This is a genomic window from Tumebacillus amylolyticus, assembly GCF_016722965.1.
Classification (GTDB): domain Bacteria; phylum Bacillota; class Bacilli; order Tumebacillales; family Tumebacillaceae; genus Tumebacillus; species Tumebacillus amylolyticus.
In genome coordinates this window covers 87335-113577 of record NZ_JAEQNB010000003.1, presented here as the reverse complement: position 1 = coordinate 113577, position 26243 = coordinate 87335, and the positions used below count along the sequence as shown (strand labels likewise).

General features: G+C 58.2%; 4 protein-coding genes. All 4 read left to right on the top strand.

Annotation, left to right across the window (positions count from 1 at the left end):
* Positions 1-13: 13 nt before the first annotated feature.
* From JJB07_RS10575 to JJB07_RS10560, 4 genes are read left to right on the top strand one after another with little or no spacing between them, the layout of a single operon-like run.
* Positions 14-12940: a non-ribosomal peptide synthetase gene (locus JJB07_RS10575; protein WP_201634766.1), complete on the top strand. Its 12927-nt coding sequence runs from the start codon at positions 14-16 to the stop codon at positions 12938-12940.
* Positions 12937-19203, top strand: coding sequence for a non-ribosomal peptide synthetase (locus JJB07_RS10570; RefSeq protein ID WP_201634764.1), 6267 nt, complete (start codon positions 12937-12939; stop codon positions 19201-19203). The genes JJB07_RS10575 and JJB07_RS10570 overlap by 4 nt, the downstream gene beginning before the upstream one ends.
* Before the next feature lie 15 nt (positions 19204-19218).
* Positions 19219-24735 (top strand): type I polyketide synthase, encoded by a 5517-nt coding sequence (locus tag JJB07_RS10565; RefSeq protein WP_236588008.1) that lies wholly within the window; start codon positions 19219-19221, stop codon positions 24733-24735.
* Positions 24728-26233 carry a condensation domain-containing protein gene (locus JJB07_RS10560; protein WP_201634762.1) on the top strand — a complete coding sequence of 502 codons (1506 nt, stop codon included), beginning with the start codon at positions 24728-24730 and terminating at the stop codon, positions 26231-26233. The genes JJB07_RS10565 and JJB07_RS10560 overlap by 8 nt, the downstream gene beginning before the upstream one ends.
* Positions 26234-26243 lie beyond the last annotated feature (10 nt).

Sequence of the window (26243 nt, the reverse complement as noted above, 5' to 3'; positions counted from 1 at the left end):
AGGGGGGTTGGAGATGACCGTGCTGAACCAGCAATATATACACCACATGTTTTCTGAACAGGCCGCGCAATTCCCGGATCGGGTCGCGGTCTCGTTCGGTTCTCAAGCAGTGACGTACGGGGAGTTGAACGCACGTGCGAACTCTCTGGCACATTTCCTTTTGGCCCAGAACGTGAAGCGTTGCGAACCGGTTGCGATCTTGTTGGAGCGCAGCATCGAGATGGTCGTGTCCTTGCTCGGGGTGTTAAAAGCGGGGGCCGCTTTCGTCCCGCTCGATCCGAAGTATCCGCACGACCGCCTCGCGATGATCATGTCTGAAGTTTCACCTTCGTGGTTGATCACCCAACCTTCCTTGCAAGCGCAGCTTGAAATTCCTCAGGATGTCAACGTGCTGGTCACGTCGCAGTTTGACGAGACAGGCAAACATTCCAATGAGAACCCCGAGCTTCGAAACGAGCCGGGAGACCTCAACTATATGTATTACACATCCGGCTCAACGGGGCGGCCAAAGGGAGTCATGGGCTGTCACAAGAGCCTCGCGCATTTTATCTCGTGGGAAATTGAAGAGTTTGGCATCGGGGCCGAAGACCGCGTGAGCCAATTTGCCGCGCTGTCGTTTGACGCGAGTTTGCGCGACCTGTTTGTCCCGCTCTGTTCAGGCGGCACCGTTTGCTTGCCGCCGCAAGAGGTGTTGCAAGACCGTGAAGCGTTGGTGAACTGGATCGAGACGGAGCGGCTGACGTTGGTTCACTGCGTTCCTTCGGTGTTCCGTCAGATTCTGGCGGAATTGCAAGCGTTGAAACCGAGTGACCGCGCCGCAAAGTTCCCGCACTTGCGCCAGATCTTGATGGCGGGGGAAGTGCTCGAAGTTAAACATGTTCGTCAATGGATGGACATCTTCGGAACGCGAATCCAACTTGTGAACCTCTACGGCTCGACAGAAACTACGATGATCAAGATGTTCCATCGCATTGAAAAAGTACCTCCCGAGGGCAAGTCGATTCCGGTCGGCAAAGCGATGAAAGGCGCGGCGGCGCTGATTCTCAATGAAAAGCAAAAGCTCTGCGGGATCGGGCAAGTCGGGGAGATCTACATTCGCAGTCCGTTCCTGTCGCTCGGGTATTACCAGCGCCCGGAACTGACGGCAGACGTTTTTTTGCAGAACCCGTTGAATCCGAACTCCGCCCATCCGGATCGTGTCTATCGCACCGGCGACCTCGGACGTTACTTGTCGGACGGCTCGGTGGAGTACATCGGGCGTCGGGACAACCAAGTCAAAGTGCGCGGGATTCGCGTAGAACTTGGCGAGATTGAAGCGGCGTTGACCCAATTGAACGGCATCCGGGAAGGAGTCGTGGTGGCGCGTTCGGAGGAGGAGGGAGATCACACCCTGATTGCCTACTTCACCGAGGTAACAGACGCAGACAAGTTAACCGTTGAGAAACTCCGTGCTTCTCTGCAACAGAAACTTCCGGACGTGATGATCCCGTCTCAATTCCATGCCCTCCACGAGATGCCGCTTTTGCCAAACGGCAAGATCGACCGCAAAGCTCTGCAAGCCTTGGCCGTAGCAGCCAAGCCGACGCTCGGCAGCACGTATGTTGCACCGACGACGGAGACGGAGCACCTGCTTGCTTCGATCTGGTCGGACGTTTTGAAAGTTGAAAAAGTGGGCGCACTCGACAGCTTTTTTGCCTTGGGTGGCCACTCCTTGCTGGCGATGCAAGTTCTGGCGCGCATCAAGGAAGCAACCTCCTTGCAAGTTAAGCTGAACGAGTTGTTCCAACACCTCACGATCCAAGACTTGGCGGCCCATCTCGACGGTCTGACCCAAGCGGGGAAACTCACGCGCGAAACCTCGATCCCTCGCCGACCAAAGCAAGACGCGTACCCGCTGTCCAATGCCCAGAGCCGAATCTGGTTCCAACAGCAACTCGACCTGCAAAACTCTTCCTACAACATGCCGTACAGCGTGACGTTCAAGGGCGAACTGAACCGAGAAGCGTTGGAAAAAGCGCTGAACTCCGTCACCGCACGCCAAGATGCACTGCGTACTCTGTTCTTGGAAGAAGACGGAGTGCCGTGCCAAGTCGTGTTGGAAGAAGTGCAAGTGACAGTTCCCTATGAAGACTTGTCCGCTCAACCACGCGGGGAGCAAGAAACGCAGATGCAAAAGTGGATCGACCACGATGCCCGCACGGCGTTCACACTCTCCGAAGCACCGCTTATGCGCACGAAGCTGTTTCGCATCAGCGATGACGAGCACAAATTCTATATCAATTTCCACCACATCATCGCAGACGGCACCAGCATACGCTTGCTGATCCAAGAGGTCGCGGAATTCTACCATGCTCTCCTGCACGGACAAGATGCAGACTTGGAAGCCTTGGCGATCTCTCACGTCGATTACGCCGTCTGGCAAAACGAGCAGATTGCCGCGGGCGCGTACCAAGAGGAAGAAGCGTATTGGACGGAGCAGTTGGCGAAACCTCTGCCTGTGCTGAACTTGCCGCTCGACTTCGACCGTCCGGCGGTGATGAGCGACGAAGGCGCCGTTTTGGAATGGCAATTGGACTCCGCGCTGTCCGACTTGGCCCGGCAAGTAGCAGAACGAGAGGGGACGTCGCTGTACATCGTGATGCTCGCCGTCTACCACCTGCTCTTGCATCGCTTGAGCGGAGATGACGACATCATCGTCGGCACTCCGATTGCCACTCGCACCACGCGCGAATTGGAATCGTTGCTCGGGGTGTTCATCAACACGCTGGCGATCCGCGTGAGATTCGGTGAAAACGAGACGTTCCGCTCTCTGCTGCAACAGGTCAAAGAGCGTTGCTTGGAAGCGTTCGACCGCCAGTCCTACCCGTTCGACCTGCTGGTGGAGAAAGTCCAGCCGGAGCGCGATTTGAGCCGTCCGGCGCTGTTCTCCGTTCAGTTCGTCTTTCCGAATGCTCCGTCCGGACTGCATCTGCCGGGCTTGGAAATGTCGGAGCCGACCGTCCATCGCCAGTCCAGCAAGTTTGACATGATGCTCAAAGTCATGGAGAACGACCAAGGTCTGAAAGTGATGATCGAATACAACACCGCGCTGTTGCAGGAAGAAACCGTGCAGAACGTGGCGGAACAATTCCAACTCCTCCTCGCGTCCGTCCTGCCGAATTTGGAACAGGGTTTGTACGAACCGAAACTTCTCACGGCTCGCGACCTTGAAATGATCAAGGAGATGAACGACACCGAACGGGCGTACAGCACTCGTTTGGCGATGGATCTGTTCAATGAGCGGGCGGAGATGCATCCGGAACGGATCGCCGTGCGATATGAGGGGCAGTCGATGACCTACGGCGAGTTTCACGAACGCTCGAACCGTGTGGCGAACTTCCTTCGCGCACAGGGCATCGGGCGCAACGACCTCGTCGCACTGCTCATGGAGCGCAGTCTGGAAACCCTCGTTGGAATCTACGGCATCATGAAAGCGGGAGCCGCGTATGTGCCGATCGACCCCGAATACCCCGAATGGCGCATTCAATATACGCTGGCAGACGCGGCGTCGCGTGTCGTTCTGACCAAGGGCAATTGTTTGACGCATTTGCAAGCTGTGCGAGATGAAGTGCCGTCGCTGGAGACGATCCTCCTGCTTGATGAATCAGAACTCGCGACGAAAGCAGACGCAGCGTCTGTAGAACTAGCTCGTAAGCGCATTGTGACCTGGCAAGAGATCACAGCGCTTGCGTCAGCGACCACTCCGAACTTGATCAACGTCCCGGGCGACCTCGCCTACCTGATTTACACGTCCGGCTCAACCGGCAAGCCCAAAGGCACGATGCTCTCCCACCGCGCGCTCACCAACATGTTGCACTGGTGGCAAGAGATGCAGCCGATCACCGAGAACGACTGCGTCGGTCAACGAGCTTCGGTCTGCTTCGATGCTTCCGTGCCCGAACTGTTTTGGCCGTTGCACCACGGAGCCCGCATCGTGATCGTCCCCACGGAAGTCGTCGTCGATGCCTACCGCCTGCGAGAGACGATGATCGCAGAGAAGATCTCCTATATGAAATTTGTACCGACCCTGTTCACCAGTTTCGTGGCGGGTTTGCAAGAGATGGGAGGTTCCCAAGCGAGCATTCCGTCGCTCCGCTATGTGATCAACGGCGGGGAAGCGTTGACGCCGAAGTCGGTCAACCTCTGGTACGAACTGTTCGGGACACAGGCGCAATTGATCAACCAATACGGCCCGACCGAAGCCACCGTCGACGTGACGATCAACAAATTGAACGGTCCGCAATCCGGCACCATCCCGATGGGCCGTGTCATGCCGAACAACCAATGCTACGTCCTCGACCGCGCCGGCAATCTCTGCCCGGTCGGCGTGATCGGCGAACTGCACATTGGCGGCGTGCAACTGGCAGACGGTTACCTCAACCTCCCGGAAAAAACGGCAGAGTCGTTCATCCCGAACCATCTGCCGAACACTCCCGGAGACCGCCTCTACCGCACGGGGGACCTCGTTCGCGTCCGCCGCGACGGCATGCTGGAGTACGTCGGGCGCAAGGACTCCCAAGTCAAAGTCCGCGGCTTCCGCATCGAACTGGGCGAAATCGAAGAAGTGCTGAGCCAGCATCGAGATGTGAACGGCGTTGGTGTGATCGTTCACGCCGAATCGGACGGCAACAACACACTGGTCGCGTACTTCACGTCGTCCAAGCCGCAACTCGACGTCGCGGAAATCAAAGCGTACCTCGGGGAAAAAGTCCCGCCGTACATGGTGCCGGCGTTCCTCGTCCAACTCGACAAACTCCCGCAGACCCCCAATGGCAAGGTGGATCGCAAAGTGCTGGTGCAGATGGCGACGGACGAAGGCTTCGAAGAGGCCAAGGACGCTTTTGTCCAACCTTCGACGCAGACGGAAGAGCGGTTGGCGGAGATTTGGAAGCAACTGTTGCGCAAGGACGAAATTTCGGTGCGTGACAACTTCTTCGAACTCGGCGGTCACTCGCTGACGTTGATGTTGATGCACAGTCGTATTCGCACGACGATGGATGTCGCGCTTGAACTCAAGGACTTGTTCGCGAACCCGACCGTCGCCGGATTGGCGGCACATGTGGATTCCCTGCTGGGAGCGGGGGAGAGTTCCGCAGAAGTTCGCATCGAACGGGCACCCAAGCAAGAGCATTACGAACTGTCACACGCGCAGAAACGCCTGTGGTTCCTCTACAAGTTCGACCCGGAGAACACGGCGTACAATGTGTATTTCAACCTCGTGTTGACGGGTGACATCGATGTAAACGTATTTGACCAAGCTCTGCAAGAAATGGTTCGCCGACACAGTGCGCTTCGGACGGTGTTCCGCGAAGTGGACGGTCTGCCGCGTCAGTTCGTGCAGGAGACGTCGCCGTTCCGTTTGGTGTATGAAGATTGGACGAACTTCGAAGCGGGAGACCAGGAAGCTCGATTGCGTGCCAAGTTGCGCGAGACGGAGCCCATGCCGTTCAATTTGGGCGAAGGTCCGTTGCTGCGTTGCTTCCTGTTCCAAACGGGAGAGCGGGAGTATCGTTTCTTGCTCCAGATGCACCACATCATCACCGATGCGTGGAGTCGGGACCTGTTTGGCAAGGAGTTGCACTTGATCTACTCGGCTCTGGTCGAAGGCCGCGAGCCGAACTTGGCTCCGGTGGAGTTGCAATATGAGGACTACGCCGAATGGCAAGCCGCTCAAGCGGAAGCGGGCGTTTTTGAACAAGAACAAGAGTATTGGCTGAAAACACTTGCCAAGCCGCTGCCTGTTCTGGAATTGCCGACCGACTTCCCTCGCCCTGAGGTGCAGACGTACAGCGGCGCTCTCGTCACCGAGGTGTTGCCAAGCGAACTGATCGAGCGGGTGCGCAACCTCGCGAAGCAAGAAGACCTCTCGATGTTCATGTTCCTGTTCGCCGCCTATGTTCACCTGCTGAACCATTTGACGGGGCAGGACGATCTGATCGTCGGGGTGCCGATTGCCGGACGTTTGAATGAGCAATTGAGCGGAACGCTCGGCTTCTTCGTCAACACACTGGGAATTCGTGTGCGGACGGAGGGCATCACGACGGTTCGCGAGTTGGTGCAAGAGATCAAGCGTCTGCAAGTGGAGGCATTCCAGAACCAGTCGGTGCCGTTCGACTTGCTGATCGAGCGTTTGAACCCGGAGCGCGACATGAGCCGTCCGCCGATTTTCTCGACGATGTTCCAGTTGGAAGTCGGGCAAGCGGATGTGCGCCACGGGGAGCATTACTCGTTGGAGTTGGCGGACAACGCCTTTGAGACGATGACGTCGAAGTTCGATATGCAGATGACATTGATGGACTTCGAGGGCAAGGACTGCCAACTGTTCCTGCAATACAACACCGATCTCTTCAAGCCTGAGACTGCACAGAAGTTCACAACTCTGTTCCTGCAAGTGGTGGCGGGCTTCGTGTCCGATCTGGAAGCGCCGCTGAGGTCGCTGACACTTTTAACAGAAGCAGATGAGCGCGTGTATGCCGAGATGAACGAGACGGCGGTGGGGTATGACAATGAACACCTGCTGGTCGAGGCGTTCGTGGAGCAGGCCGAAGCTCACCCTGAGCGGATCGCGTTGTCCGATCCCAGTGTCGGGCGCACGATGACATATGGGGAACTTCATGAACGTTCGAACCAACTGGCGCACTACTTGCGCTCGCAAGGGGTTCAGCGAAATCAGTTGGTCGCGATCATGATGGAGCGCAGTGTGGAGATGGTGGTGGGGCTGTACGGCATTCTCAAGTCGGGCGCGGCGTATGTGCCGATCGACCCGGAATATCCGGCGCAACGCATCCAGTACATGCTCCAAGACAGCGGGGCTCACATCCTGTTGACGAAGGAAATGTACTTGGATCAAGTGGAAGCGACGGAGGCGTTGCAAGCGGTGATCTTGTTGGAAGAATCGCTGTCGGAAGCACCGCATCTCGACGCTGAAAACGTACTGTCGGTGGTCTGGAACGACCTCGCGAACCAGCCGAAGACTCTGCCTGCATCCATCGGAACTGCTGACGACCTCGCGTATATGATCTATACGTCCGGCTCCACGGGACAGCCCAAAGGCGTGCTCATCCAACATCGCGCGATCCTCAACCGCCTGAACTGGCACCAAGATACGTTCCGGGCAACGCCGAACGATGTCATCATCCAGCGCACGACCGTTTGCTTCGATGACTCTGTGATCGAGCTGTTCTGGCCGCTGCGTCACGGCGCAACGCTGTCGATTATGCCGCAAGACATCGTACTTGATCCGAAACGCTTGATGAGGCAACTGGTACAGGAACGGGCCACGTACATGCAATTTGTTCCGTCGTTGCTGGCTGTCGTCGTCTCCGCTCTCCAAGAGATGGCGCCGATTGAACGCCCGTTGTTGCGTTCGATCATCGTATCCGGCGAAGCGCTCCCCTCGAAATTGGTCGAGCAATGGTTCACGCTCTACCCGACGGGGACGAAACTCGCCAACCTCTACGGCCCGACCGAAGCGGCCGTCGACGTGTCCGGCGCGGTCTACGAAGGTTCGCAATCTCTGATCACCATAGGCAAACCGCTTGCCAATACGCACTTATACGTTCTGAATGCTCACGGCGTTCTCTGCCCGATCAACGTCAAGGGCGAGCTCTACGTCGGAGGCGTGCAACTGGCGCTCGGCTATCACAACAAGCCGGAAAAAACGGCAGAGTCGTTCGTTCCGAACCATCTGCCGAATAGCATCGGCGAGCGTTTGTATCGCACAGGTGACGCCGTACGCCTCTTGTCTGACGGCACGATCGAATTCCTCGGCCGTGTGGACAACCAAGTGAAGATTCGCGGCTTCCGCATCGAACTCGGTGAGATCGAGGAAGCCCTGACCCAATACCCCGCGCTGGAACTCGCCGCCGTGATCGCACGCACCGGCCCGGACGGGAACAAAGCCCTTTTTGGCTACTATACAGCGGACGGCGACCTCGATGCCTCCGCCATCAAAGACCATCTGCGCACCAAACTGCCGGATTACATGGTGCCGCCGCGCCTCGTGCAGCTCGCCGTCATGCCGCTGACTCCAAACGGCAAGGTCGACCGCAAAGCATTGGAGTACATCGCGTCACAAGATGCGTTTGAAACGGTTTCGGAGTACACCGCTCCGACGACGGCGACCGAAGAGATTTTGGCAGGCATTTGGTCCGATCTGCTCAAGCGGGAACAAGTTGGCGTCCATGACAACTTTTTTGACCTCGGAGGTCATTCCTTGCTTGCCATCCAGACTCTCAATCGGATCCAGAGCGAACTGAACGCGGGACTTGCGCTCAAGGACCTCTTCACCTACCCGACGATTGCCGAATTGTCCCCCTACATCGACGACCTCCTCAGCTCCGGCACGACCCACACACGACTTGAGATCCCGAAAGCACCTATCCAAGAGCAGTACGCTCTGTCCAACGCCCAGAAACGCCTCTGGTTCACCTACAAGCTTGATCCGAACTCCCGCGCGTACAACGTCCCGCTGGAAATCTTGATCAAGCGAGACCTCAACGTCAAACTTTTTGAAAAAGCGACGCTCCAATTGATCGCTCGCCACGATGCTCTGCGAACCGTTTTCGTAGAAGTGGGCGGAGAACCGAGGCAGAAAGTGTTGCCGACCTCTCCGGTGCGCTTGTTCTACAAAGACCTGACGAGTTTCTCCGAGGAGGAGCAATTGCACTACATCCGCGAGACGATCGCACTAAGCGAAAGCAAGCCGTTCGACCTCAAGCGCGGCCCGTTGGTGCGCGTGATGCTGTTCAAGAGAGAGGAAGGGCTCTATCACTTCTACTTGAACTTGCACCACATCATCACGGACGGTTGGAGCAACGAGTTGATCGCCCGCGAACACGGCGTGCTCTACGAAGCGTTGCTGGCGGGGGAAGAGCCGCAATTGGCAGAACTTCCGTTGCAATACACCGATTACGCCGAGTGGCAAGAGCAGGAACTCTCCACCGACAGAGGGCGAGGAGACGAGTCCTACTGGTTGACCGCGCTCGCCAAACCGCTTCCGATGCTGGAACTACCGACCGACTTCCCGCGTCCCGACGTGCGAACGGACCACGGAGACGCGATTTGGATGACTCTGCCGCGCGAACTCACGGCTGCTCTGCGCACGCGTTCGGCCGACGGCGAGTACTCTCTGTTCATGCTGTTGCTCGCAGGGTATGTGCTGTTCCTGAACCAAGAGACAAAGCAGCGAGACCTCATCGTCGGCACTCCGATTGCGGGGCGGTTGAACGAATCGTTGGAATCGGTGGTCGGGTTCTTCGTCAACACGCTGGCGATTCGGACTCGATTGGACGGGGTGGAACTCGTTCAAGACCTCATGCAAGTGGTGAAAGAACAGTTCCTGACCGCTTATGAGCATCAGGCGTATCCGTTCGACCTGTTGATTGAGAAGTTGAACCCGGAGCGAGACTTGAGTCGGACCCCGATTTTCTCGACGGTGTTCACGTACCGTCAGTTCTTGGAGGCGATGTCCCCGATGTACGAACCGTTGGTGCCGGATACTCATGAAATCTCCAAGTTTGATTTGACGATCAATGTAAGCGATGCGGGCGACGACCTGCGTCTACGATTTGAATACAACACCGACCTGTTCAAACAGGAAACGGTCCGACACTTCGCCGAGGGGGTCGAAAAAGCGCTGCATGCCATCGCGTCTCACCCGACGGCACCGCTCGACGATGCATTCCGCCGAGTGGAGGAGTCAAATCAAGAGCGCGACACAGTGCAAACGCGCTTCGAACGCCAAGCGGCCCTGACGCCGCAGAACGTGGCCTTGACTTGCGAAGGCACGTCGTGGACGTATGAGCGTTTGAACGCCGAAGCGAATCGGATCGCTCACAAGCTTCGCCAGCAAGGAGTCGGGGCGGGAACTCCCGTCGTCCTCGTTCTGGACCGCACCCCGCAGATGATCGCTTCGATTCTCGGCGTTGTCAAAGCGGGCGGTGTCTACATCCCGGTCGACCCGGATTATCCGGAGGAGCGCATCACGTACATCGTGGAGAACAGCGAAGCGAACCACCTGCTCACCACGAGCGCGGCGCCGGAACTTTTACAAGCGTTCCAAGGCGTGACGCTTCTGCTTGACCGCGATGCGGACGAACTCGCGACGATGCAGGAGACCAATCCGGACTCTGTGATCGAATCTGACAGTCTCATCTACGCGATCTACACATCCGGCTCCACAGGCAAGCCCAAGGGTGTGTTGCTCACCCATCACAACGTTCTGCGCCTCATGGACGTCACGCAACCTGACTATAACTTTGGCGGTGACGACGTCTGGACGATGTTCCATTCCTACTGCTTCGACTTCTCCGTCTGGGAGTTGTACGGGGCTCTGCTCTACGGAGGACGTGTGGTGATCGTTCCGAAAGTCATCGCCCAATCGACGTCCGACTTCTACGACCTGCTCGTCCGCGAGCGCGTCACCGTGCTGAACCAAACGCCGTCCGCTTTCTACCGCCTCATCGAAGCGGATGAAAAAAGCGCTTCCGGCCTGTTGGGCCGTCTGCGTTACGTGATCTTCGGCGGAGAAGCGTTGAATTTCACGCACTTGCGCCCGTTCCTCGAACGCTACCCGAACGGACCGCAACTGGTAAATATGTACGGCATCACCGAAACGACCGTTCATGCCACCTACCGTCCGATTTCACGCGTTGACGTGGACACCGTGTGGAAGGGCAGTCCGATCGGCTTGCCGCTGGGGGACCTGACGTTTTATCTGCTGGACGAAAACCGCGAAGAAGTTGCGGACGGAGAGCCCGGTGAAATCTACATCGCAGGTCCCGGTCTTGCGGCGCGCTACTTGAACAACCCGGAAAAAACGGCCGAGGTGTTCGTAGAACGCGACGGCCAACGTGTCTACAAAACGGGGGACATCGCCCGCCGTCACGAAAACGGCGAGCTCGAATACCTCGGACGGGTCGATCACCAAGTCAAGATCCGCGGGTTCCGCATCGAACTCGGAGAGATCGAGAACACCCTCGCCCGACATGAACTTGTCAAAAACGTCCTCGTCGTGGCAAGCCCCGACGCGAACGGCGACCTCCAAATCGTCGCCTACCTCGAAACGGACGCCGACCTGCCCGCGAAGGAATGGAGACGCTTCGTCCGCCAGTCGCTGCCGGAATATATGATCCCGGCGCGCGTGATCTCTGTGCAGGAGTTCCCGGTGACGCCAAACGGCAAGATCGACCGCAAAGCCCTGCATGAAATCGGGGAGCAACAGGCAGAGGTGCAACGGGCAAGAGCTGCTGTTCGGGCGGCGGAACACGAGAAACCGGCTTCCTCGTCCCTTTCGTCACTTCCGATTCAACAGGATATCCAAGCCATCTGGCGCGATGTCTTGCAACACGACGACTTCGGCGTAGACGACAACTTCTTCGATGTCGGGGGGCACTCGTTCGCACTGGCGAAAGTTCATTCTCTCTTGAATGAAAAACTCAGCCTCGACTTGCCGCTGACCGACCTGTTTAAGTACCCGACGATCCAATCCTTGGCGGAGGCCCTTGCACCGTCCTCAGACGAGAGTGAAGGACAAGCCTTTTTCCAAGACGTTCCCGCGAACGCTTCCCGAGAGGAGGAAGCCGTTGCGATTATCGGGATTGCCCTTCGTTTCCCGGAAGCCAGTTCGCCGTATGAATTCTGGCAGAATTTGAAGAACGGTCGCGAGTCCGTGCGTGAATTCCCGATGGAGGAGATCGCGGACACCCCGTTCAACCAAGACCCCGAAACCCGCGCCCAACTGGTTCGCGCCGCAGGGCTCTTGGATGACATCGACATGTTCGACGCCTCGTTCTTCGGAATCCCGGAGAAAGAAGCGCGCCTGATGCATCCGCAACACCGCTTGTTCCTCGAATGCTCGTGGGAAGCGATTGAAGACGCGGGTTACAACGTCGAACGGATCAACGGCAAAGTCAGCGTCTACGGGGGATGCGGCGGTTCCGAATATTTGCCGCGCACCGGACTTCCGAATTTGAGCCGCTCGGAAGTGTTCCAAGGGATGATCGCCTCGCAACCGCGATTCCTCACCACCCGCGTCTCGTACAAACTCAACCTCAAAGGCGAGAGTATGTTCGTCGACACGGCGTGCTCGACCTCGCTCGTCGCCATCCACATGGCGTGCGAAAGCCTCTTGAATCGCAAATCCGACTACGCACTGGCGGGCGGCGCGACGATTGTGTTGCCGCAAAAGCGCGGATACATGTACGAGCCGGGCTTCGTTCATTCCGAAGACGGTCACTGCCGCGCGTTTGACAAGTCGTCCACAGGCACGGCGGACGGCAGCGGGGCGGGAGTCGTTTTCTTGAAACGACTTTCCGATGCTGTGCGTGACGGCGATCCGATCTACGCGGTGATTCGCGGGTCGGCACTGAACAACGATGGCAGTTTGAAAATCGGCTACACCGCACCGAGCCAAAGCGGACAGGCAGAAGTCATCGCCGCCGCCCATGCTGCGGCGGGTGTGACGCCGGATGATATCACCTACATCGAAGCACACGGCACGGGCACCGTGCTGGGCGATCCGATTGAAGTCGCGGCGTTGACCGAGGTGTTCCGCCGACGCACCGACCGCCGAAACTATTGTGCGCTGGGCTCGATCAAGACCAACATCGGGCATCTCGACACGGCCGCCGGAGTCGCCGGACTGATCAAAACCGCGCTGGCTCTGCACCATCGCGAGCTACCGCCGAGCTTGAACTTCCAAGAAGCGAACCCCGCTTGCAAGTTGGAGGAGTCGCCGTTCTACGTCATCACGGAGCACAAGCCGTGGGACGCGGAAAACGGTGTGCGCCGCGCCGGGGTCAGTGCATTTGGCATCGGGGGCACGAACGCCCACGTGATCTTGGAAGAAGCACCGTCTGACGAACAGGAAGCAATCGAAGTTAGGAGGGGCCTCCTTTGAAATCCGAACAGCAAGTGGTAGAACGCTCACACCATCTCTTCAACCTGTCTGCCCGAAGCGAGGCAGGCGTACGCCAAGCTGCGTTGAAACTGAGCCAACACTTGGATCAGGAACCGAACCAATCTCTCCCGAACCTGGCGTACACGATGCACGTGGGACGCAAACAGTTTGATCACCGACTGAACCTCGTTGCTTCCTCCAAGGAAGACTTGCAAGAACTCTGCCGTCAAGCGGCGGAACAGCCTTGGGAGCACGGGATGGTGATCGGCGGGGCCTCGTACCGCCAACGGGTCGGCAAACAGGCACCCAAGCTCGCGTTTCTTTTTACCGGTCAGGGCAACCAGTACACTGGGATGGGGCAGGAATTGTACGAAAGCTCCTCTGTGTTCAAGGAAGCGGTGGATATGTGCGTCGCCATCCTTGATCCGTACTACCCGGTTCCCTTTTTGCAATACATGTTTAACCCGATGTACGCAGACGAACTGGACATGATCTACATTGCCACGCCTGCGATGTTCGTTTTGGAATACGCAGTCGCCAAACTCTGGATGTCGTGGGGGATCAAGCCGGATATCGTAATGGGTCACAGCTTCGGCGAATACGTGGCGGCGACGATTTGCGGTGCGATGACGCCGGAAGAAGCGATCCCGCTGCTCGTGGAGCGCGGGCGACTGATGCATGAAGAAATGGAAGAGGGCGGCATGGTGTCCGTCCTCTGTGAGCGGGACGTGCTCCAGATCTATCTGGACAACTATCGCGAACATCTCTCCATCGCGACACAGAACTCCCCGCAATCGTTCGTCATCTCCGGTCGAGTGGCGGCGATTGAAGACTTGATCACCCATCTGGAAGCGAACAACATCGTTCACAAACGTCTGCCGATCTCGGTTGCGGGGCACTCGCCGTTGATGGACCCGATCTTGGCTCCGTTCAAGGAGCATATCGAACAGAACATCAAGTTCAAGCCGCTTTCCATTCCGCTGGTCTCCAACTTGACCGCCGAAGTGATGGAGAACGTCGTTCTCGATGCACAGTACTGGGGGCGCCATATGCGCGAACCTGTACTTTTTTCCCAAGGCGTTGAATTCCTGCTGAAGCAGGGGGTGACTGCGTTTGTCGAGGTCGGTCCGCACCCCGTCCTGAAGACGATGGTCGATACGATGACCGATGGAACTCCGCTGGTCGTTGGCTCGTTGAACCGCAAAGAGTCCCCGTGGAAAGCGATCTTGATCTCGCTCGGTCAATTGGCTGCAGCCGGGGTGAATGTGGACTGGCACGCGTTTGACGCCGACTACAGACGTCGCCGCGTACATGCGCCGACCTATCCGTTTGAGCGCAAATCGTACTGGATTTCGTTTGACACGCCGGCTTTGCAACTGGCGCCGGATGCGAGCGCGTTCCAAGAAGTCGCCGCTACGGCACAAGTCGAGGAAAAAGTACAACGCTCCACTCGTCCGACGCTCGACTTGCTTGAACAGTTCTGGAAGGAAGTCCTCGGCATCTCCAAAGTCGAGCCGGATGACCACTTCCTGACGCTCGGCGGTGACTCGCTGATGATGATCCAGATCAAGTCGCGGGTTCAAAAAGCGCTGGGGATCGACATCCCGATCAAGGACGTGTTCCTGCACCCGACGTTCTCCGATTTCGTCGCCCACGTCGACTCCTTGCGCCAAGAAGCGGCCGACGACGAAGAAGCGGAGATCAAGCCCGCCGAGGTCAAGGAAGTCTATCCGCTGTCCCATACGCAACGCAGACTGTGGTTCCTCTACAAATTCCAACCGGAATCCCCGGTTTACAACATGCCGTCGCACTATCTGCTCAAGGGTCAGGTCAACGTCGAATGGCTGGAACAAGCCCTCCAATTCATGGTTGACCGCCACAGCGCGTTCCGCACCGTGTTCACGGAGATCGACGGCAAGCCGTACCAAGTGGTGCGCCCAGAATGGAAGTTCCAACTGGTCTACTTTGACGGAACGGGTCTCAATACCCGCGAAGAGCAGATGAGATACGGCGAACAGCGCGTCATCGAGGACCAGAACATTCCGTTCAATCTCACCGAAGGCCCGCTGCTGCGCGCGATGTTGTTCAAATTAAGCGACGACGAGTTCCATTTCTACATCAACCAAGCGCACATCATCACCGACGGATGGAGTTTGGACTTGTTCCGCAAAGAACTGCTCGAAGCCTACCATGCGATCGCCAACAACCAGGCACCCGCGATGAAAAAAGCGGTGCAGTACATCGACTATGTGGAATGGTACGAAGCTGAGCAAGCAAACGGCCGCTGGGCGAAGGAAGAGACGTTCTGGCTCCAAACCCTTGCCAAGCCGCTTCCGGTGCTCAACCTGCCGACCGATTTCCCGCGACCGGAAATTCAAACCTACAACGGGGCTTTGGGTCGCCTCAACTTGACGGACGAGTTGGCAACGTCCCTGCGCACGTTCGCTCAGCGTGAAGGCGTGTCGATGTACATGCTTTTGATCTCTGCGTTCAAGATGCTCCTCCACCACCTCAGCGGCGAAGACGACTTGCTCGTCGGGACGCCGGTCATGGGCCGTACGGTGGAAGCGCTGGAATCGACGATGGGCTTTTTCGCAAACTCGGTCGTCATCCGCACTCGCATGAACAGCGTGGAAACCCTGCGCGATCTCTTAAAGCAAGTGACGGGTCAGAGCTTCGATGCGTTCGAGCACCAGTCGTATCCGTTCGACAAATTGGTCGATCAAGTGAACGTCGAGCGCGACATGAGCCGTTCGCCGATCTTCACCACGTTCTTCTCCTATCGCTATGTGACCGAAGGCAAGGAAGCGGAGGATCAACTGATCCGCTTCACCGCACCGGGTGAAGAATCGCGCGGATTGGGTCACAACGTCTCCAAGTTCGACCTCTCCTGCATCGTCAACGGCAAGGACGACGAGATGACCGTTCTGTTTGAATACAACACCGACCTCTTCCGGGCCGAAACGATCGACCGCTTCCTCGACGGCTACCGTCAAGTGCTGGAAGCGTATGTCGCCGACGCCAACCAGTCGGTTCGCGAGTTGAACTTGCTGACGGTTGAAGAGCAAACTCTGTACGATGCGCTCAACGACACCACGGCAGACTTCCCGTCAGAGCAGACCATCCCGGCGCTGTTCTACGCACAAGCTGCGAAACACGCAGACGCTCCGGCTCTCTCCGATCCTGAGCAGACGCTGACATACCGCGAGCTAAACGAACGCTCCAACCGGATTGCACACGAGCTTCGTACACGCGGCATCGGCAAAAACTCTATCGTCGGCGTGCTCATGGAACGCTCCGTGGACGCGGTGATCGCCATCCTCGGTGTTCTCAAATCGGGTGCCGCCTATGTGCCGATTGACCCGAGTTATCCTGAATCCCGTGTACGCTTCATGATGGAAGACAGCGCAGCGGCGCTTTTACTGACGCATGAGGCGACCGTCGCAGCTCTCGACCTTCAAGGCAGCGATAAAACGCTCTGTCTCGAACACCTCGCGTCCGACTTGCCGACCGCCGATCTGGACTTGAACACGGAGCCGCATGACCTCGCGTACATGATCTACACATCCGGCTCCACCGGCACGCCGAAGGGGACGGAACTGCACCACGTCGGTGTCGCCAACTTGACACAGTGGAAGCGGGATCGGTACGCGTACTCGACGCAGGACATCATCCTTCAATTCGCATCGTTCTCGTTCGACGCATCGGTCTGGGAGATGTTCCCGGCTCTGCTCAACGGGGCGCATGTGTACTTGCTCGGCGAGGAGGAACGTACCTCCGTCGAAGGCTTCACGGCGGCTGTTGAGCGCATGAAGGCGACGACCGTTACGCTTCCGACCGTGTTCTTCAACCAACTGAGCCGTCATCTGAGCGACGACGACCTCCGCAAATTCGAGACGCTCCAGCGCATTTTCGTGGCAGGGGAAGCTCTCCAAGGTGAAGTCGTCCGCGCTTGGCAACGCCGCTTCGGGGAACGCATCCTCATCGTCAACGCATACGGCCCGACCGAATCGACCGTCTGCGCCACCGTGTACGAAATCGACCATCGGGTGTCGGACGAGCAAGTTCACATCCCGATCGGCACCCCGATTGCGAATACACGCATCTACATCCTCGGCGCGAACCTCAAGCCGTGCCCCGTCAACGCCGTGGGCGAGTTGCACATCGAGAGCGTCGGGTTGGCAAGAGGCTACCGCAACCAAGCAGAACGTACGGAACAAGCGTTCATCCCGCATCCGTTCTCGGAGGAGCCGGGAGCGGTGCTCTACAAATCTGGCGACTTGGCTCGACTGTTACCGGACGGAACCATCGAGTTCATCGGACGTCGCGACGACCAAGTGAAAATCCGCGGCCACCGTATCGAAATCGGGGAGATCGAAGAGAGCCTCCTGCGCCACCCGTCCGTCAAAAACGGCGCTGTCGTCGCGCCGAAACTGCCGAGCGGAGGTCACCAGTTGATCGCCTACGTGACCGCGCACGCAGAAGCCCAAGCTTCGGGAGACAGCCTGGACACCTCCTCCGTCCGCGCTTTCCTCGCCAAACACTTGCCGGACTACATGGTACCGTCGCACTTCGTCGCCCTCGACGAGATGCCGCTGACCCCCAACGGCAAGATCGACCGGAAAAAACTGCTCTCCCTCGACATCGAGGTCGAAGCAGTCGGCTACGTCCCGCCGCAAGACGAGTTGCAAGCCAAACTCGCCTACGCGTGGGAAAAATGCCTCTACCGGGAGCAAGTCGGCATCCACGACAACTTTTTCTCCGTCGGGGGTGACTCGATCATCTCGATGCAGGTGGTTTCGGTGCTCAATCGAGAAGGGCTGCGCGTGAAAACGCAAGACCTCTTCAAACACCAAACCATCGCCGAACTTGCCGACCACATCGAAACCAACGACCTCTACTTGCGCGAAGATCATGCGCAAGAAGTGTCCGTCTCCGGTGTCGTGCCGCTCGGCCCGATTCAGCAGCACCTGTTCGAACTGGAGAACACCGACCGTGAATACTATCTGCTCGCCCTCATTCTCGATATCCGCAAGCCGGTCGTGTCCGAACACGTGCAAGGAGCGCTGGATTTGTTGCTTGAACACCACGACATGCTCCGTGCGACGTACTCGTTTGAGAACGGCGAAGTCATCCAGACGATCCTCCCCAAGGAGGAAGCCAAGCTTCAACTGGAAGTCCACGAGTTCCCCGAGATGGACATGGAGGGCGTCTTCGCCGAATGTACGCGCCTCGAAGCGGAGCTCAAAGCGAGCATCAAGTTCGCGGACGGCTTGGTGGTCAAAGCGGCCCTGCTGAACTTCGGCAAGCGCCAAGCCCGCTTGATTTTTATCATCCACCATCTCGTCACCGACATGGTGTCGTCGCGGATCTTGACCACCGACCTGATCTCTCTCTACGAGCATCTGGAGCAAGGTAAAGAAGCGAAGTTGCCGCAGAAATCCAGCACCTACGACGCATGGGTGCGCTCGACAACCAAGCACATGAACGGCCCCGAAGGCGAGCGAGCCTTCTCGTACTGGAAACCGTTCTTGGACGTGGCAGGGGAGGTCGCGTTGCCGGTCGATGTGCCGAACGGCCCGAACCGGATGATGGACAACACCGAACTTTTTGTCTCCATTGACGAAGACGCAACGACCAAACTGTTAACCGAAGTCACGGAGCGCTACAGTACGTCGATCAAGGAAGTCCTGCTCACCACGATGCTTCGCTCCGTCGCCAAATGGACAGGGCAGGAGTGGGTCGGACTCGCGACCGAAGGCCACGGACGTGACGAAATCGCCGAGGATGACGACATCAACCTCGAACGCACCGTGGGCTGGTTCACCTCCGTCTATCCGTTCTATGCACGCATTGACGAGAACCAACCGGTGCGAGAGTCGATTTCGCAAGTTGTGGAGAACTTGGGCAACCTGCCGCACGGCGGGGCGTCGTTTAACATGTTGCGCTACTTGAGCGAAGAGCAGAGCGTGCGGGAGTTGTTCAGCAACTTCCGGATGCCGGAGGTCTGCTACAACTTCTTTGGCCAGTACGACAACATGCGCTCTCTGACGTTGGACTGGTCGCCGGGCGTTCAGTTTGTCGAGAACCATCCGTCCGACAGCGAGAACCATTTTGATCTCTTGATTCGCGGTCGGATTCGCGACGGCAAGCTCTCGATGGGCTTCCAGTTCTCGAAGGAACGTTACCACGAAGCTACGATTCAGGGACTCATGCAGTTGTTTGAAGCGGAAATCCGCCACATTGTGCAAGCCCACATCTGATAGGAGGAGAGTTTTTTGAAAGCAGCTCAAAACCGTGACATGATTGCAATCGTCGGGATCGGATGTCGGTTCCCCGGTGGAGTGACCGGCCCTGAAAGCTTCTGGCAGCTCTTGAAAAACGGCGTGGACGCGATCACAGAAGTTCCGTCCGACCGCTGGGGCAAGCACTTTTTCAACCCGAACCGTTCGACACAGGGCAAAACCTACACCAAGTGGGGCGGCTTCGTAGACGGGGTCGATCAATTTGATGCTTCGTTCTTCGGCATCTCGCCGCGCGAAGCGGCACTGCTCGACCCGCAACAGCGCCTCTTGATGGAGACGACGTATGAAGCGTTGGAGGATGCCGGCATGGTGGTGGAACGCCTCGCCGGCACCCGTACCGGCGTCTTCATGGGGGGCTTCACTCTGGACTGGCAAGCGCTGCAATTTGCAGACAGCAACCAAGACGTGATCGAGTCGCACACCGCGACCGGCGCGATGATGACGTTGCTCGCCAACCGCCTGTCCTACGTGTTCGACTTCCGCGGGCCTTCTGTCGCCGTTGATACGGCGTGCTCCTCCTCGATGGTAGCCGTTCACCTCGCTGTGCAAAGCTTGCTCGGCGGAGAAACCGACCTCGCCGTCGTCGGCGGCGTCAACGTCATGGTCAAACCGAACATCACCATCGCCGAATCCAAAGCGGGCATGCTCTCTCCGACAGGCCGCTCCAAAACGTTCGATGACAGCGCCAACGGCTACGTCCGCGGCGAAGGTGCGGGTGTCGTCGTCCTGAAACCGTTCGAGCAAGCGCTGGCAGACGGCGATGACATCTACGCTCTGATTCGCGGCACTGCTTGCAACCAAGACGGTCACAGCGAAGGCTTGACCGTTCCCAGCGGCGACGCTCAGCAGGAACTCGTACGTGAAGCTCTTGCGCGCGCCGGCGTACAACCGCACGAAATTCAATACCTCGAAGCGCACGGCACCGGCACTCCGGTCGGCGACCCGATCGAAGCCAACGCACTGGGCACCGTGTTGCAAGAGGGCCGTTCCGCAGACCGTCCTTGCTACATCGCGTCTGTGAAAACCAACTTCGGTCATACCGAAGCAGCCGCAGGGGTGGCGGGCTTGATCAAGACCGCACTCTGCTTGAAAAACGGCGAGATTCCCGCCCACCTGCACCTGCAAAACGTCAACCCGAAAATCGACTTCGACGCAATGAAAATGGTTGTGCCGCTCACCCACACGGCATGGCCGGACACGCACGGTCTGCCGCGCTTGGCAGGGGTCAACTCCTTTGGATTCGGCGGCACGAACGCACACGCCGTGCTCCAAGACGCAGAATCGGCGATTGCAGCACGTCAGCCTGTCGAGCACAGCGAAGTGACGAAGCCTGTCCTCGTTCCGCTCACCGCTCGCAATGAGAAGGCGGTCGCCGCTTTCGCCAGCAAGATCCAAGACCATTTGGAAAAAACCGACGTCTCGCTCACGGACCTCGGCTACACGCTGACGAACCACCGCGCGCTCCACGGGTCCCGTCTTGCAGTCGTTGCTTCTTCCAAGCAGGAATTGATCGACAAACTCGCGACCTTCCAAGCAGGGGAGTCCGCTCCGGGCTTGACGATTGGCAGCGTCCCGCACGGCGGCGCGCCGAAGATGGCGTTCGTCTACACCGGCATGGGTCCGCAATGGTGGGCGATGGGCCACCAGCTCTTGCAACAAGAGCCGATCTTCCGCGCCGTCGCCGAACAGATCGACGCCAAGTTCAAAGCCCTCTCCGGCTGGTCCTTGCTTGACGAAATGCTGAAATCCGAAGAGGAGTCGCGCATGATCGAAACCGAAGTCGCCCAACCGGCGAACTTCCTGATCCAAGTCGCGCTGACCTCGCTCTACCGTTCGTGGGGCATCAAGCCTGACGCGATCATCGGACACAGCGCGGGCGAAGTTGCTTCTGCATACGAAGCGGGTTCCATGACGCTGGACGAAGCGGTGCGCGTCATCTACCACCGTTCCCGCCTCCAACAAAAAACGACCGGCCAAGGCCGACTCGTCGCGATCGGTCTCCCGGCCGAGCAAGCAAAGCAAGCGATGGCAGGCTACGAAGACCGCGTTTCGTTTGCCGCGATCAACTCTCCGAGCTCCGTCACGCTCGTCGGCGATCCGGAAGCGTTGGAAAAAATCGTGGAGCCCTTGCAGGAGCAACAAGTCTTCTGCCGCTTCCTGAACGGCAAAGTCCCGTACCACAGCCATTACTTGGAACCGCTCAAGGGCGAGTTCTACGAATCGATGGGCACTGTCGAACTGCAAGACACGGCGTTCCCGCTCTACTCGACCGTAACAGGAGGCTTCATCACCGGGCCGGAACTCGACACGAACTACTGGTGGCGCAACAATCGGGAGCCGGTCTTCTTCGCCGATGCGATGGCGCAGATGATCGAAGACGGCTACCGCGTCTTCGTCGAGATTGGGCCGCATCCGGTCTTGGCTTCGTCGATCCGCGAATGCCTGACTGTGGCGGACAAACAAGGCGTTACGCTGACCTCGCTTCGCCGCAACGAACCGGAACTTCCACAACTTCTGGAAGCGCTCGGCGGGCTTTACACCCAAGGTATCGGATTGAATTGGCAAGCGTTCTTCCCGCAAGGCAACCGCGTCAAACTCCCGACCTACCCGTGGCAACGCGAGAAGTGCTGGCACGAATCGGAGCGCTCCCGCCTCGACCGCCTCGGCGAAAACATCCACCCGCTGCTCGGCAAGACGTTGCGCGCTCCGCACCCGCGCTTTGAAACGGACATCGACTTGCACCAACTGCATTGGATCGGCGACCATCGCATCCAGAACTCGATTGTCTATCCGGGTGCCGGCTATGCGGAAATGATGACGGCCACCGTCATGAAGTCGATCGGCGAGGGCAAACCGGCTGTCGAAGTTCTCGACATTGAATTCAAAAAAGCTCTGTTCATTGGCGAAGACGAAACGGTCAAACTGCAAGTCCATCTCGACAGCACCACCGGATTCGTCGGCGTCTACCGTCCGGGCGCGCAAGAGGGTGATTGGACGAACCATGCAGAAGGCTACTATCGTCCGATCAACCGCTTCCCGATCGGCAACCCGGACCTCACCGCCCTGCAAGCGCGCATCACCCACGAAATTCCGAAGGAGAAGTGCTACCAGCACTTCCGTACACTGGGTCTTGAGTACGGGCCGACGTTCCAAGGCATCCACCAATTGTGGCAAGGGGAGAACGAAGCGCTCGCTCAAGTCGAGATCCACGACCTCCTCCAAGGCGAAGTCGATGACTTCTACTTGCACCCGGCGATGCTTGACCTCTGCTTCCAAGTGCTCGCAGCAGCGCTTCCGTTCCGCGATGACGAGAGCTCCGTCTACATGCCGACCGCTCTGCGCCGCGCCTACCTGCGCCACGCGAAACTCACGAAAAAAATGTGGATTCATGCTCGCATCACCGACCAAACGAACATGCTCCTCGCCGGCGACATCCAATTGCTCGATGAAGACGGGAACCTCATCCTCGACATCAGCAAGTGCGAAGCCCGCTCTCTGCGCGACGAATCGGCGGGTGGCGGCGGCAATATTTCCTACTCGGAACTGGTTTGGTCCGAGCAAGAGCGCAACGAGGTGGAAGCAACCCCGCAAACGGCAGGGATGTGGATGGTCTTCGCAGACGGCCAAGGCGTTGCAGATGCGCTTTCCGAGCAACTCAAAGCCAAGGGCGACAGCGTCCTGCGCATTACCCGTGGTGACGAATTCGCAATCTTGGACGGCAACGCCAGCCTGAACCCGACCGACAAATCATCCTACCAACAACTGATCCAATGGGCGCAAACTCAACCGATTTGCAAGGGCGTTGTTCACCTCTGGAGCCTCGATGCGGTCTCCGGCGATGACGCGACGATTGCCGACCTGCGCCAAGCGGAAGACTTCGGCTGTGCGAGCGTTCTCTTGCTCACGAAGCAACTGGCACAAGGCACCTTGAAACAAAACCCGCTGCTCTGGCTGGTCACCCGCGGCGCGCAACCGGTGCTTCACACCCAAGAACGCCTGCAGGTCGCCCAAGCTCCGCTGTGGGGTCTGGCCCGCGTGCTCGGTCACCAAGAGCACACGGACATCTGGGGCGGAATCCTCGACCTCGATGCGACTGAGGTCAACCCGGCTGTAGAGGCCGAGCAAATTCTCCACGAACTCCTGAACAAAACCATCGAGGACCAAATCGGCTTCCGTCGCGGCGTTCGCTACGTCGTCCGCGTCCAAGACTGCGGCGATCTGACCCTGCCGATTCCGCCGAAGTTCCGTCCGGACGCATCCTACCTGATCACCGGCGGTCTCGGAGGCTTAGGCATCCAAGTTGCCCGTTGGTCGATTGAACAAGGCGCTCGCCGCATCGTCCTCTCGGGCCGTGAAGCACTGCCGCCGCGCTCCACGTGGTCGGACATCGACCCGACGTCCAAACTGGGCGAGCGCATTGCCGCCGTCCGTGAACTGGAAGCGCTGGGTGCCTCCATCACCGTCATCGGGTGCGACGTTTCCAACCGCGACGACCTGTTCGCTCAACTGGCGGCCTACGAAGCAGAGGGCTGGCCGGCGATCCGCGGCGTCGTTCACTCCGCAGGTGTGGCATTCCCGCAAACCCTGTTGCAAATGGAACTGGAAGACCTCAGCAACGTCCTGCATCCGAAGATCTTCGGGTCTTGGAACCTGCACAACTACTTCAAAGACCGTGAACTCGACTTCTTCGTCCTGTTCTCGTCGCTGGCAGCACAAATCGTCTCGCCGGGCCAAGGGAACTACTCGGCGGGCAACGCCTTCCTCGACGCCCTCGCGTACCACCGCCAAGCACAAGGTTTGCCGGCTCTCTCCATCAACTGGGGTCCTTGGGCGGAAGTGGGCATGGCGACCAAGCTCGACCTGATCGAATTCTTCGAGCGTCGCGGCATGTACCAATTCTCGCCGGAAAAAGGCCTGAACGCGTACGGCAACCTGTTGCTCGGCTCCAAGCCGAACGTGCTGGTCTGCATCGCAAACTGGTCGGTGGTCGCGCAACACAACTACCCGGGCGGCCTCGCGCCGGCGATGATCCTCGACATCGCCGCCGCTGATCAAGAAGCGTCCAACGGGCAACAAAACAACGACGGCATCAACTTCCTCGAAACTTGGAAGGAAGCCGAAGAAAGCGACCGCCTGACCCTGCTCGAAGACCATCTCCAAGACGTGGTCGCCCATGTCATGCGTCTGAACCGCTCGTCGTTGACGTCCGACCAACCGCTGAACTCGTTGGGACTTGACTCCATGCTCGCCATCGAATTGCGCGTCTCGTTGGAAAAAGGCCTCAACGTCAAACTCGCCGTCGTCGAACTGCTCAAAGGCCCGACGATCTCCGAACTGGCAGACTCGCTCCACGAGCAGATGGTTTCCAACCTCGAACTCTCTCAAGATGAAGAAGTTGCGGACCTGCTCGCAGAACTGGGAGACATGAGCGAAGAAGAGATGGCCGCCCTGCTTGAAGCGGCTGCAACGACGGTGAGCGAAGATGAATGACAAACTGCTCGCCCGTCTCGCCTCGCTCTCTCCGAAACAACGTGAGCTTCTCGAAAAACAACTCTTGAAAAAGCAACAAACTGCAGACGAGGGGTCGGTTTCGATCCCGACCGTCTCGCGGGACCGTGACGAGTACGAACTGTCCTACACGCAGACCCGCATGTGGTGGGCCGACCAATTGGAACCGGGCAACGCCGCCTACATCATCCCGGTGGGCGTCCGCTTCCGTGGAGACCTCGACCCTGCCTTGTTGGAACAAAGCCTCAACGCATGCATCAAGCGTCATGAAGCTTTGCGCACGACCGTTCATACCAAAGAGGAGGGGCACCCCGTTCAACGGGTGGCCCCTGCTCTCCATCTGCCAATCCCGCTCGTCGACCTCTCCCACATGCCGGAAGGGGACAAACAAGTGGAGGAACAACGACTCGCCGTGGAAACGTGCAGCACTCCGTTCCAATTGCATGAACTTCCGCTGATCCGCACCCGACTGTTGCGTATGCGCACGGACGAGCATCTCTGGGTCGTCGCCGTCCATCACATCATCTTCGACGGTTGGTCCACAGGGGTGTTCGTACAGGAAGTGGCCACGATGTACGAAACGTTGAAACGCGGCGGCACGATCTCACTCCCGCCAGTACCCGTACAAGTCATCGACTACGCCGCTTGGCAACGCGACTACCTCACGGAAGAACGCATCCAAAAGCAAGTCTCCTATTGGCAGAAAAAACTCCAACGACCGTTCCCGGTGTTGGAGTTGCCAATCGACCACCCGCGCCCTGGCGTGCGCACGTACACGGGGCGGCACTACAACTTATTCTTGACCGACGGCTTGCCGGAGGCTGTCAACGAGATGAGTCGACGCGAGGAAGTCACGCTGTTCGTCACGATGATGGCCGCGTTCCAAACCCTGCTCTACCGCTACACTGCGCTGGAAGACATCATCGTCGGCTTCCCGATCTCCGGGCGTGGTTCGTCCGAGATCCACGGCTCCATCGGGGCGTTCATCAACTCGCTGGCTCTGCGTAGCCACGTCACGGCTGAGATGAGTTTCCGCGACCTGCTCCAACAGGTGCGGGAGCGTACGATGGAAGGCTTCGAACACCAAGACGTGCCGTTTGAGATGGTGCTCGACGCCGTCCAACCGGAGCGCGTGCCGGGCCATACGCCGGTCTTCCAAGTGATGTTCAACTTGAACAAAACGGTCGCGCCGATCCAACTGACAGGACTGGAGATGGAGTACGAGCTGATCGACCACCAAGCTGTGAAGTTCGACATCTCGCTCTCAATTCGCACGAGCGACGACACGATCTGGTGTACGTTCGAGTACAATTCCGACCTCTTCGAAGAAGAGACGGTGCGCCTGCTCGCCGAGCAATACGGCAACATCTTGCGCGCCGTCGCCGACAACCCGAACCAAGCCCTTGCCGAGATCGACACTCTCTCGACCGACGAGATCGACATCGTAGCGGCATTAGGACTCTTCGATGCCCTCGAATAGACAAAAAAAA